The sequence below is a fragment of the Anabaena sp. UHCC 0399 genome (assembly GCF_034931465.1).
GTDB lineage: Bacteria > Cyanobacteriota > Cyanobacteriia > Cyanobacteriales > Nostocaceae > Trichormus > Trichormus minutissimus.
Window position 1 is genome coordinate 30,811 of the sequence record NZ_JAYGGZ010000017.1, and the last position, 12,735, is coordinate 43,545.

The 12,735-nt window shown below is 42.2% G+C and carries 12 protein-coding genes; 10 read left to right on the forward strand and 2 right to left on the reverse strand.

The genetic code is table 11. The features are described from left to right. From VB693_RS11565 to VB693_RS11595, 7 genes are all read left to right on the forward strand, one after another. Positions 1 to 750, forward strand: a 750-nt coding sequence (locus VB693_RS11565; protein ID WP_323266391.1) for a hypothetical protein, incomplete at its 5' end; no start/stop codon positions are given. 79 nt (positions 751 to 829) lie between these two features. Next, entirely contained in the window at positions 830 to 1,354 is a 525-nt protein-coding gene (locus VB693_RS11570) for a hypothetical protein (RefSeq protein ID WP_190709154.1), read from the forward strand. 71 nt (positions 1,355 to 1,425) lie between these two features. Beyond that, on the forward strand, positions 1,426 to 3,393 hold the full coding sequence (locus VB693_RS11575; RefSeq protein WP_323266392.1) for a VgrG-related protein: 1,968 nt from the start codon (positions 1,426 to 1,428) through the stop codon (positions 3,391 to 3,393). Between the two features lie 50 nt (positions 3,394 to 3,443). Then, positions 3,444 to 3,731: a PAAR domain-containing protein gene (locus VB693_RS11580; RefSeq protein ID WP_323266393.1), complete on the forward strand. Its 288-nt coding sequence runs from the start codon at positions 3,444 to 3,446 to the stop codon at positions 3,729 to 3,731. A gap of 130 nt (positions 3,732 to 3,861) precedes the next feature. Continuing rightward, a complete protein-coding gene (locus tag VB693_RS11585; protein WP_323266394.1) occupies positions 3,862 to 4,245 on the forward strand; it encodes a DUF1636 family protein in 384 nt (127 codons plus the stop codon). A 65-nt stretch (positions 4,246 to 4,310) separates the two neighbouring features. After that, a complete protein-coding gene (locus VB693_RS11590; RefSeq protein WP_323266395.1) occupies positions 4,311 to 5,054 on the forward strand; it encodes a cobalt-precorrin-6A reductase in 744 nt (247 codons plus the stop codon). Between the two features lie 599 nt (positions 5,055 to 5,653). Beyond that, complete coding sequence (locus tag VB693_RS11595; protein WP_323266396.1) at positions 5,654 to 5,824, forward strand: hypothetical protein; 171 nt, start codon at positions 5,654 to 5,656, stop codon at positions 5,822 to 5,824. Between the two features lie 81 nt (positions 5,825 to 5,905). On the opposite strand, the gene VB693_RS11600 is transcribed toward VB693_RS11595, so the two are convergent. After that, positions 5,906 to 8,629, reverse strand: a complete 2,724-nt coding sequence (locus VB693_RS11600) for a cation-transporting P-type ATPase (protein ID WP_323266397.1) — start codon at positions 8,627 to 8,629, stop codon at positions 5,906 to 5,908. A gap of 308 nt (positions 8,630 to 8,937) precedes the next feature. On the opposite strand from VB693_RS11600, the gene VB693_RS11605 reads away from it, so the two are divergent. Beyond that, positions 8,938 to 9,177, forward strand: coding sequence for a hypothetical protein (locus tag VB693_RS11605; RefSeq protein ID WP_190709134.1), 240 nt, complete (start codon positions 8,938 to 8,940; stop codon positions 9,175 to 9,177). Between the two features lie 273 nt (positions 9,178 to 9,450). Here VB693_RS11605 and VB693_RS11610 read toward each other — a convergent pair whose 3' ends face one another. Next, positions 9,451 to 10,299 carry a lysophospholipid acyltransferase family protein gene (locus VB693_RS11610; protein WP_323266398.1) on the reverse strand — a complete coding sequence of 283 codons (849 nt, stop codon included), beginning with the start codon at positions 10,297 to 10,299 and terminating at the stop codon, positions 9,451 to 9,453. 294 nt (positions 10,300 to 10,593) lie between these two features. Here VB693_RS11610 and VB693_RS11615 point away from each other — a divergent pair, with 294 nt between their 5' ends. Both VB693_RS11615 and VB693_RS11620 read left to right on the forward strand, forming a co-directional pair. Next, positions 10,594 to 11,724, forward strand: coding sequence for a D-alanine--D-alanine ligase family protein (locus VB693_RS11615; RefSeq protein WP_323266399.1), 1,131 nt, complete (start codon positions 10,594 to 10,596; stop codon positions 11,722 to 11,724). A gap of 220 nt (positions 11,725 to 11,944) precedes the next feature. Further along, positions 11,945 to 12,580, forward strand: a complete 636-nt coding sequence (locus VB693_RS11620; protein WP_323266400.1) for a hypothetical protein — start codon at positions 11,945 to 11,947, stop codon at positions 12,578 to 12,580. The last annotated feature ends 155 nt before the right edge of the window (positions 12,581 to 12,735 follow it).

Consider the following 12,735-nt stretch of genomic DNA (forward strand, 5'->3'; position numbering starts at 1 on the left):
CCTAGTGCGGAGATATCTTCACAATCAGCGATACCTTCGACAAGCTTCGCTAACGCACCAAATACTGAAGTCATAGTCATTCAGACAAAAAATGAGCCAAAAATTATTCAATCAAGAAATACAAACATACCACGATTACCTAAGGCTTTGAAAAAGCTCTCAATTTTAAAACCACTATCTCAATCATCCAACTTACTTACATCTAATTTGGCAGAAGATACATCGACAGATATACAAAATACAGTACCGATCACTTCTATTTCACCACATAAGATTCAAAAATCACCAACTGAAAATATACCCAATTCATGGTCTAGTCTTGCTGAACTAATGGATGAAATGGAAATGTCAGCTACAAATCATAGTGAAAAAATAGTTATTCAACCACAAACAGATAAAAAGCAATGGAATAAAGTTATACCTATTACATCTAAGCGATCGCCTACGGTGGGCCGAACTCTATCTCATAGCCTATCAGGTAATGAGCTATCTCAAACAGAAATTAATTTTCCTCCAAAAAATAATTCAAAAAATCAGTCAATTCAGACATATAGTAATCCTTTTGATTTCACACTAATACAAAAAACAGAAGATTCCTACACTGAAGAATCGACTAACAACGATTCAACAGAAGAAGAAACCGAAAACCTAGAAATACTGGCACAAGAAATATACAAATTACTCCGACAACGTTTAGAAATAGAACGAGAACGCCGAGGTAACAACTATTCAGGACGTTTACCTTGGTAAATCAAGTAAAAATTTTTATTAATCAATAGTTACTCTTTCCTACTCTCTTACTTCCTGACTTTTTATCAATTCATCAGCCATGAGTACCACTCGTTTAGTCAAAGCCAAACTAATTGCCACAGAACAAGCGGCACCAGATATTGAATTTATGTTCAATCCTACCCAGCTAGATTTTTCGCAACAAATAAATTTAACCAAAAGTAGTGGTGCGCGTACTGGACGAGGATTGCCCAAAGTCAGTTTTGCTTACCCAGAGCCTTGCAAACTCACTATAAATAACATCATATTTGATACCTACGAAGCAGGTACAAGCGTTCTCACTCACCTGAAAAAATTTGAAAAAGCTGTCAACTTTGCTGAAGCTGGAGCAGGTAAAGAAAAACGTCCACCAGTGTATATATTTACCTGGGGTGATCAACAGTACATCCGTTGCTTTGTCCAATCACTTAATTACAGCCTGACCTTATTTTTACCAGACGGCACACCAGTGCGAGCCAAAATTAACCTGACTCTGGAAGAAGTAGACGAATCAATTACCCAACCAGGGATGGGCGCACCTAGTAGTGTAGACCGCAACGGCGACAACCGCAGCAAACGCAGTTAATTCGACCTTTGGGTAATAGTCTGCTAATAGTTATCCCCATTAGGCTATGAAAAACCCACTCTGCTTATATTATGCCCGCAGTCCGTTACATCCCCGAACCACTGTTGCAGATTGATGGTACTAATGCTTCCAAAGACTTGGTTGAAGACATTTTGCAAATTTCCGTAGAAGAGAGCTTGCATCTGCCAGGGATGTTTACCATAGTCATCCGCAATGATTATTTTCCGGGACTGACGCAAGAGACTACTTGGAAACATCAGAGCTTATTTGCTATTGGGAAAAAAATTAAAATCGGGTTTGTTTCCAGCACCACAGAAAACGTAGATTTTCAAGAAGCGGAGCAGGGGTATGTATTAGAAGGGGAGATTACTGGCATAGAAACTGAGTTTACTAGCGAATCTCAAGCTCCTATTATAATTCGTGGTTATGATGTTTCTCACCGTTTACATCGTGGGCGTTATAATCGCTCCTTCCAAAATGTGACTGATAGCGATATTGTCAGCCAAATTGCAGGTGAAACTGGCATTGCATCCGGCACAATTACCACTACTACTATTGTTCACGATTATGTCTTTCAAGAAAATCAAACTAACATGGAATTCTTGCGGGAAAGAGCAGCCCGCTTAGGTTTTGAATTATATGTGCAAGATGGGAAGCTCAACTTTCGTCAACCTAAACAAGACCAGGCTTTATCCCTCAAATGGCTCGAAGACATTCACGGCTTTCGCGTCCGTGTTACCAGTGCTGAACAAGTGAGTTCTGTAGAAGTGCGGGGATGGGATTACACCACAAAACGACCAATTGTATCGACAGCATCAACAGAACAGGTAATCACCAGCACAGATAATGGTAAAGGTAGCCTATCCAGCACTAAATTTAGTATTCAACCCAAGATGATTGTCGTAGACCAGCCTGTGTTTAGTAGCAATGAAGCACAAAAAATTGCTCAGGCTTTATGTAACGAACTTGGGGGAGAATTTGTCTATGCAGATGCTAAAGGTGAAGGTAATCCTGAAATTAGGACAGGGCGAGTTATCAAGCTCACAGATATGGGGAAATACAGTGGCAGTTATTATGTAACTGAAACTCGTCATTTATTTCAAGAACGTAAATATATCACAGAATTCAGTGTGCGGGGGTTACGTCCCGGTGACTTATTTGCCACCTTATCACCACAAACACACCTGCAACCAGGACAAACTCTCTTAGTCGGAATTGTCAGTAATAATAAAGACCCCAAAGGCTGGGGTCGAGTCAGAGTTAAATTCCCCACATTGACAGAAGAACATGAAAGTAATTGGGCCAGAGTTGTAAGTGTTGGTGCAGGCCCGGGTAGAGGTTTTGACTGTTTACCAGAAGTTAATGATGAGGTGTTAGTAGCCTTTGAACATGGTGATATTCATCGTCCCTATGTGATTGGTGGGGTGTGGAATGGCACAGATGCACCACCGGAAACAGTAAATGACACAATTGTTGGTGGTAAAGTCCGCCTCAGAACTTTTAAAACCCGTGTAGGACATAAACTACAATTTGTAGAAGAAGATAAAGGCACTAAAAAAGGTGTTTATCTACAAACTGTTGGCGATCATAATTTTCGGTTAAATGATAGTGAGAAATTTGTCGAATTAGAGACTACTGGCGGTCACAAATATCGCGCTGATGATAGTAATAAAACAATTAGTTTAACTTCTACAGGTGATATTACAGTTAAATCTGGAACTACTGGCACAGTTAAGAAAATCAGCGTAAATGGTGGTGAAATTGCTCTCACTGCAACTCAAAAAATTACCCTTACTGTAGGAGCTACTAGTATAGAATTAACTCCTAGTGGTATTACAATGAAAACTGCTGGAACAATTAGTGTACAAGCTGGTAGTTCTATCAGTGTGCAATCTGGTGGTTCGTTGAGTGTAACTTCGGGTGCTTCAATTAGTGCTAGTGCAGGTGCTTCAATTAGTGCTAGTGCAGGTGCTTCAGTTAGCATTAATGGTGCAGCCACCGTAGGCATTATGGGCGGCATAATTCGCCTTAATTGTTAATAGACATTAGTCATTCTCCTTAATTCCTAATCCCTAATCCCCAATCTTCTATGTTTCCAGCAGCACGACTGACCGATATAACTGTTACAGGTGATCCCATTACTGCACCTGGTGTACCAAACGTCTTAATTGTGGGTTTACCCGCCGCTTGTGTTGGTGATTTAGTGGTGGGGCCTGTAGTTACAGGAAGTATTGTTATGGGTTCTTTTACTGTGTTAATTGCTGGACGACCAGCAGCACGAATTACTTCTCAGGTAGCTGGGGTGAATACGGTGACAGGTATACCACTAACTACAGTTATAGGTTTAGGTGCGCCAACTGTATTAATTGGCGGGTGAGAAACAAGTAGCTATGCTTGAGGGTGAGGGCAGAAGAGATTCCCTTAACCATTCAAAAATAAATTCACTTTTTAAGTCAGAATGTCCGCCGAAGTATAATTATTATTGATACACATCGTGCGAGGTACGGATGGTTACTAGTGTTTCTCATACTTTATTTGTTTGCACAACTTGCGCCAGTGTTTGGCAAGATGGTAAACGCATCGGTGAAAGTGGTGGTCAAAAACTTCTCAATAAGTTGCAAAATCTGGCGGAAAATTGGGAATTACGTGATCAGTTCCCTATCCAAGCAGTTGAATGTATGAGTGCTTGTAACCGTTCCTGTGTCGTGGCTTTTGCGGCTGAAGGTAAATTGACTTATTTATTTGGGGATTTAGTAGTTGATGATAGTATATCTGCTGTGCTTGAATGTGCCAGTAAATACTATGCTAAAGAAAATGGATTACTACCTTGGTCAGAACGTCCAGAACCATTAAAAAAAGGAATATTGGCCAAGATTCCATCTTTATCCTGAGAAGTAGGGAAAAATCAATTAAAAATTAAAAACTGGGAATTACCCAATTCCCAATTCCCAAATTTATGAATCGTGTTTTAATTCTGGGTGGAACTGGAGATGCAGCAGAATTAACTGCCAGAGTTGCAAAAATTCCAGGGATTGAAGCGATCGCATCTTTAGCCGGTCGTACTCGTGAACCATCAGTCCCAGAGGGGAATGTACGGATTGGTGGCTTTGGTGGTGTGTCTGGACTAGCTAATTATTTATGTCAGATGCAAGTTGACTTACTCATCGATGCTACCCATCCCTTCGCTAGTCAGATTTCCTGGAATGCGGCGGCGGCGGCAAATCAAGTTAATATACCCAGGTTAATGTTAATTCGTCCTCCTTGGGAGAAAGTAGTTGGTTATCGCTGGGTAGAAGTAGATAATCATCAAGCGGCTGCCAAAGTTCTGGAAAAGCAAGCAAAAAGAGTATTTTTAACCGTCGGTAGACAAGAGTTAGGAGCTTTTGCCCACTTAAAGAATATTTGGTTTCTGATGCGGATGATTGACCCGCCTGGTGCAGATGCTTTAGTTCCATCAGGAGTGATATTGTGCGATCGCGGCCCCTTTGCCTTAGAGAATGAGCGACAAATCCTGATTCAGCACAACATTGACACTATAGTTAGCAAAAATAGCGGTGGTAACGCTACCTACCCTAAGATAGTCGCCGCGCGGGAACTAGGTATACAGGTTGTGATGGTCAATCGTCCCCCCTTACCGCCAGGGGAGCAAGTAGCAGATGTTGATGGTGCAGTGACCTGGCTGCTAGGTCAAATAGGTTGAAAAAATGCCCAATAAGAAAGAGTGGGAGAAAGCATATCAATCGCTTTCATCTCCCACTCTGTCATTTGCTGCTGTAGCGTTCAGAAATCTTTACAGATATTGCCATTCATTTAGGGGGCTAATGTTATGAGTCAATGGCAAAACCTGTACAAATTAGATATTCCTTTTGCAGCAAATGCCAAGTTTAATTAGTCATAAATAATTTGCCTGAATTATGGCTGGTTAAAAATGTAGATAAGTGGTTAGCCCTTGATAACAACACCTTGGAAGTTGTTTATCTTCTATGTAATTTAACTTGTTAAATTTTACTTAGGTTGCCATTTTGGCAGGTTTTTAAATTTGTCATGGAAAATACTTAACGGTTAGTTGGAGACCATCGTAACGTTCCCTGCGGTAGCGTTGCGTATCCGTAGGATTCCCCCCGGAGCGTGTTGTAGACAGATAGGTTAACAGCTTTTCTCAATAAATTTGCATCGGTCTTAAGCGAGAAACTCATCTATTTAATTTCTAGCTTGAGGCTAATTTAATCTGGAAAGAACATATTTATATATAAGGTTATAGGTTCTGTCAACCTATGTACGTAAGTGAGGCTAACAATCATGTCAATTCAAACTATCACATCTGATTTACTTGTAGATTTATCTACAGCAGACCAGCAAATCATTGCTGGTGGACAAGGTGGTGGCGATCAAGAAGAATATAGCGGAGACAAAAAACGGGATAGATATTACTGCCGTTACTGCTATGACTGTCGCCGTTCATATGATTAAGTTCGCCTAACCACTGGCTCAACCAGTGATGTGAACGTTTGTCTCTCGCTCAAGATTTAATGTATCTTGAGCGAGTATAGATCATCGAGAATGCGATCTCATCACTTTTCGTCTTCCCCTTTGACTATTAATTAACTTCACGACTTGCCCAATAATTAAAGGTAAAAAACTCATTCCCAAGATTAACAGCCAACCATTGACACCAGGATCAGTCGTTTGCAAGACAGTTGACAATAATGGCACATAAACGGCAATCAGCAGCAATCCTGTACAAAAAACCAGCGCACCCCACACATAAGGATTGCGGGTAATCTCATTACGCAATAACCCAGAATCGCGATCGCGCATATTAAAAACGTGCCACAATCGCGTAAAACCCAAGGTCATAAATGTAATAGTTACAGCTTGCTTTTGGTTCATTCCTAGCCAAATAAACGCCAGAATAAAAGCACCCGCCAAAGTCGCCGCAATCACTAACCCATAACCCGCGATCGCTAGCCAATGACGACGAGCTAAAATAGGCTCGCTTGCTGGTCTGGGTGGACGTTTCATTAAAGCTGGTTCTGCTTCTCCTACCCCTAAGGCCAAAGCTGGGAAGGCATCATTAACAACGTTGATATACAAAATCTGTAATGGTAGCAGGGGTAAAGGTGCATTCAATAATGAGGCGATGCTAACTAAGATAATCTCGCCCACATTACCAGATAGCAAATAGATAGTAAATTTCCTGATGTTATTAAAAATAGCTCGTCCCTGTTCCACCGCCGCCACAATGGAAGCAAAAGCATCATCTTGCAGTACCATATCAGCCGCTTCTTTGGCGACTTGCGTTCCTCTTTGTCCCATTGCTATGCCGATATCAGCTTTTCGCAAAGCTGGCGCATCATTAACACCATCACCGGTCATGGCGACTACTGCTTGATGACGTTGATGCAGGTTAATTAAATTCAGCTTTTGTTCGGGACTAACTCTAGCTAAAACCGAGGCTTCCACGATACGCTGGCTTGCTTCGGGGGATAGTTCTTCAGGATTTCTCAGGTCTTGACCTAAAACTACATCAGCTTGTTGATTATTGGTTAAACCAACAGCGATCGCAATATTTTTGGCAGTTACAGGTTGGTCGCCTGTCACCATCACTACTCGTATTCCCGCTTGTTGACATTCTTTAATTGCTGGTATGACTTCTTCACGGGGAGGATCTAATAAACCGACAATTCCCAACAAAATTAAATCTTCGTAGGGGTCGGCTTTCTCGGAAGCAGTAGTTTTTTGAGCCAAGGCGAGAGTTCTTAAACCTTGTTGTGCTAATTGATTGACTCGTTCTTGCCAATGCTGTCGTGCTGTCTCGGTCATTTGTGCTTTTCCTGAGTCGGTGAGGATGCAAGAACAAGCTTGCAGGACAGCCTCCGGTGCGCCTTTGACAGCAAATCGATACTGACCATCTAATTGGTGAATTGTCGCCATCATCTTTAAGTCTGGATCAAAGGCTTCTTCCCGAATTTCGGACATTTGTTCTAGCAATTGCTGACGCTGCACCCCAGCTTTTGCGCCTGCAACTAACAACGCCACTTCCATCGGGTCGCCTACTACCCGGCTTTCATTTGAGCTTTCTGGCTGTAAAGCTGCGTTGTTACACAACACCCCAACTTCTAACAGTGCTGGGAGAACTGGATTTTCTCTAGGATTAAATGTTTCATTGTGGCGTTGAAATGAGCCTTTGGTTTCTAAACCTTCCCCAGTCACTTGTATTTCACCAGCGTCAATCATGATGCGGCGTACAGTCATCTGATTTTCGGTGAGTGTCCCGGTTTTGTCGGTGCAGATGACGCTAGTTGCACCTAAAGTTTCCACAGCCGAGAGTTGATTAATCAGTGCATGACGTTTTGCCATGCGCCACATTCCCCGCGCTAAGGCGACTGTAGCTACAATTGGTAAGCCTTCTGGTACTGCTCCCACTGCTAGAGCGATCGCAGTTTCTACCATTAAAAATATATCTCTACCGGCAACAATTCCTGCGATCGCCACGACAATCACGATGGCGATTGTCACCCAAACTAACCACTCTCCTAGCTCATCCAAACGCTTTTCTAGGGGGGTTTTTTGTTCTGCACCGGCTTGTTGTGCTAATTCGGAAATGTGGCCTAACTCAGTTTTCATCCCAGTGGCTACCACTACCCCTTCCCCAGAACCACGAGTTAAAGCCGTACCCTTGTACAACATATTGAGATGCTCTGCGAGGGGAATATCTCCAGACAACGGCGGCAAACTTTTACCTACGGGGACTGATTCTCCAGTCAGGGATGACTCATTAACTTGCAGATTTGCCGCCTCAAGCAAGCGTAAATCAGCTGCGATCGCATCCCCAGCTTCTAAAATGACAATATCCCCTGGAACTAATTCTACAGATGGGATTTCTTGTAATCTACCGCCGCGACGAACTTTGGCTGTAGTGCTACTAAGTTTTTGTAGTGCCTCCATTGAGCGAATAGCTTTATATTCTGTGAAAAAACCGATAGCAGTATTAATCACAATAGCTATGAGTACAGCAATGCCTTCAATCCATTGACTAAAGGCAAATGATAAAGCAGCCGCTACAGCTAATATGCCAATAATCAAACTTTTAAATTGTTCTATAAATATTTGCCAAGCACTCTTGCCTTTTGCTTCCTGCAAGCGATTTTCACCATACTGCTTGCGTCGATTTTCCACTTCTGATTCCGTCAAACCTTGGTTAGTGGAGACATCAAGCTCGTCAAGGATTTGTTCTAAAGTAAGAGTCCAAGGTTGATTGGGAAGCTCCGCCATGAATGTCGCTCTACTTGATAAAGTGCTAAATTTTTAATTCATACGCCTTTTTTTACTTAACTACTAATTTTTATTTTGATTATCTATCAGAAGTAAGGATTTTCCTGGAAATCCCTCTTTAGAGAGTGTGAGTATTCAGTTTCCGATCAATGAGATTCAAAGTACAACTTAAAAAAGTTTCTTCCTATTCCCCACACCCTCAACATCAAAGCTGATTACTATATCTTGGGAATGAAGGAAAACATAAATTTATTACCTAGCCTTGTATTAATGTCATTGATTTGAAAACAAAGGTTAGGAGTATCAATATGTCAGCAGTAATGAATAAAGCTGAGTGTAGTACAGGCACAAGAAATGAACATTTTGATTTAATTAGTATTATGTACCACACTCTCGAAGGTGCGGCAATTTATGAACAATACATTCAAGATGCTAATGAGTCTGGTGATAGAGATTTAGCTAATTTCTTCCAAGAAGCAAAAGACACAAACTGCAAGTTAGCAGATAGAGCTAAACAACTTCTAACACAGCGTCTTAGCAAGAGTTAATCCTGCTTCAATACGGTTTGGATAAGAGTATTAGTAGGTTTGTTTGAGGTTTTGTGCAACCCAACACCTACTTGCAAATTTTGGGTCTACGTTCCTCAACCTAACCTACACATTTTAATTTTTTAGGACTAACCGAACCGTATTGCATCATGCTCAAAACTAAATAAAAGAATCAAACGAAATGACATTTTAAAATTCGTAATGGGCTGCGCCCCGCTACGCTAACGTAATTGGGCATCAACAGTTACCAGTCACTTGATTTATCTAACTTATTCAGGATTTTTTATGGAGCAATACCAACTGGTCTAACTCTTGCTGCATCTTATTGAGAACTAATTCATAACATTGATCAACATAATGGCGATCGCTTGCTGCTTCCCGTCCGTAACGTTCAAATACAATGGGTGGACAAACCCGTGTTTTAATTTGTACAGGAAAAGGAATATTAGGTAAAGGGCCAATGGCTAGACCCCAAGGCCAACCTACATAAATGGGAAATACTTCGGGATCAATATCAAACAACCAAGGCATTCCCGACTCATGCAAGCGTTGCATAACTTTGTATAAATCAGCTAAAACAATCAGCGTATCGTGCGCCCCGTAGGAAATTGCAGGTACAATCGGCACATTTTCCCGCAACGCTAATTTAATAAATCCTTGCCGTCCCGCAAAATATATTTGATTGCGTAAACTATACGGTCGAAACACATCTTCCGCTCCACCAGGATACACTAACAAACTTGCTCCTGAGCGCAAAGCCGCATAAGCCATTTTAGGATGAGCCATAATAGCCCCAGTTTTACCTGCTAATTGCGCTACCTGTTTGTTTACTTGCCAAGCCTTGGGGTGCATCAAACCATAAGTTGGTCGCTCTACACCAAAGCGGCGAAACCAGTCATACATCATCATCAACATATCAGGTGCGGCTAGTCCTCCATTGTGAGAACCAACAATTAAGGCTTTTTCCTGTGTTGGGATATTTTCCCAACCACTAGTCTGCACGCGAAAATAATAATCGTACAAAAAGCCCAAGAAGGGCATCAGGGATTGGATGAACTTTGGATCTCTTTCCTCTAAAGACCATCCGGGTTTGGTGTTCTGGGGATGTTGCTTTGGTAACATTTAGGCATTCTAGCAAAGGCAAAAAGGAAATCCTAGCAGTTTTTGATGGAGTCGAGAGGAGGAGTTGACAACTCCCCAATTTCAACTGCCTTGAATGCAAGAATTCTGCGTAAAGCCTGCGTGCGGCATAGCTTCTCCTGTCGGATAGGCTGCGCCAACGCCTAACGCGTAGCGTGTCGTAGACATAAGTTCTGTAGGCGGGTTTCCCAACCTAGGAAACTTTTCAAGATGAATTGTTAATTTTGCCTTGTTCGGTGATAGGCTATCTGCGTGAGGAGTGTAGAGGTATTGAAAATGAGTAAGTTGCGGGTGGGACTGCTGTTTGGTGGACGTTCTGGGGAACATGAAGTTTCCATCAGTTCAGCGCGGGCGATCGCTAAAGCTCTGAGTACCGCAGAAAATGCTAATAAGTATGAAATACTGCCTTTTTATATCCAAAAAAATGGGCGTTGGTTAGCAGGAGAAGCCCCCCACGAAGTTCTGACATCCGGTGTACCTCTGTTAGACGCTCCTAACTCTTCATCTGGAGAATCAGAGGATCTCGTATCTCCTACAAAAATACCAGCTCTTGACCGTTGGCAATCACCCTCTCAAGTAGCAGAAGTAGATTTGTGGTTTCCGATTCTGCACGGACCCAATGGGGAAGATGGTACGATTCAGGGTTTACTTACTTTAATGCAAGTTCCTTTTGTCGGTTCTGGGGTTTTGGGTTCGGCTTTGGGGATGGATAAGATAGCCATGAAAATGGCTTTTGAGCAAGCAGGTATCCCTCAAGTAAAATACAAAGCCGTTACTAGAGCGCAAGTATGGTCAAATCCTTGTGTATTTCCCAAATTATGTGACGAAATTGAGATCGCGCTCGGCTATCCTTGTTTTGTGAAACCTGCTAACCTTGGCTCATCGGTAGGCATTAGCAAAGTGCGATCGCGCCAAGAATTAGAAGCAGCTTTAGATAATGCCGCTAGTTATGACCGGCGAATTATTGTGGAAGCTGGTGTGACAGCCAGAGAAGTAGAGTGTGCCATTTTAGGTAATGATCAACCCCAAGCCTCTATCGTAGGAGAGATTACCTTTAACAGCGATTTTTACGATTATGAAACCAAATATACTCAAGGGCAAGCAGATTTACTGATACCTGCACCCATTCCCGACGAAATCAGCCGTAAAATTCAGGAATTGGCTGTGCAAGCCTTCGCCGCCGTTGATGCGGCTGGGTTAGCCAGAATAGATTTTTTCTATGTGGAAGCCACAGGAGAAGTGTTGATTAATGAGATCAACACCCTACCAGGTTTCACAGCTACTAGTATGTATCCTCAACTGTGGTCTCATAGCGGCGTTCCCTTCCCAGAATTAGTAGATTGCTTGATTCAGTTGGCTTTAGAACGACATGAGTCAATTCAAAGTGCAAAATTAAAGGATTCTTAGGCACTGGGAATTGGGAATTGGGAATTGGGCATTGTCTCTTTCTCCCCTACTTCCCCTACTTCCCTTGCCCCCTGTCACCTGTCCCCTGTCCCCTGTCACCTTTTTGTAGCCTAAATGGCACAAAAAAGCTACTAGAATCTGAAAATTGGCTACGGATAGCTGATAGCTCGCCCCTTTAGTACAATTTATTGACTAGAGGGGAAACAATCTGTAATTGATCATGGAAAACAGTCAAAGCGTACAGCATGAGCTAACCCAGGTTAAAAAAACCAAAGTAGAGCCGGCAAAAAGTAGCTCAAACATTTTCATTTTTCTGCTGACACGTCATCCTTTGCTGTTATTGACCGGTTTTTTAGCAACGTGTCTAGGATCTGCTACCCTTGCCGTGTACAACCTGATCCATGTGAGTGATGTGGAACAGGTAGAATCAGAATCAGTCCCGGCTGTAGTGGAAGCACCCATTACCACAAACCCAGATATAAGTAATCCCATACCACTATGGATGATAGTGGCGATCGCTTTCAGTTGTGCCAGTGGTTGCTGGGTAATTCTCCGGTTAGTAAACCAGCCTCAAAAACGTCCCACAGTTGTCAAAAAACGCGTTCCAGTTGCTCAGATTTCATTAACACCCACCCGCCAGCAAAAATTGGCCAGGCATACTTTAAATACTCAATCAGTTTTTGCATCGATACAACCATTGCCACCACTCGCGCCAATGGCATATAGAAAAAAACCTATCATGAGCATTCTACCGCAGGAACATAAGCATCCGTTAGATAGGGGCAAGGAATCTTTAGCCGATTTAGTTGATTGGCGTAAGCATAATTCCTTGTCTGCTTTGTTACAGAAATATTAATATACTCTTTTTGTAGTTATAGACCATCGCACGGCTTCAATTTTGAATTTTCCGCAGGGGCTGACCCCTGCTCTAAGACTATTTTTTTTCTATAATTTCCTGCTTGTCAGAAAAAATGTTTGAATAAACATCAGACACAGAGAAATCAAGGAGGA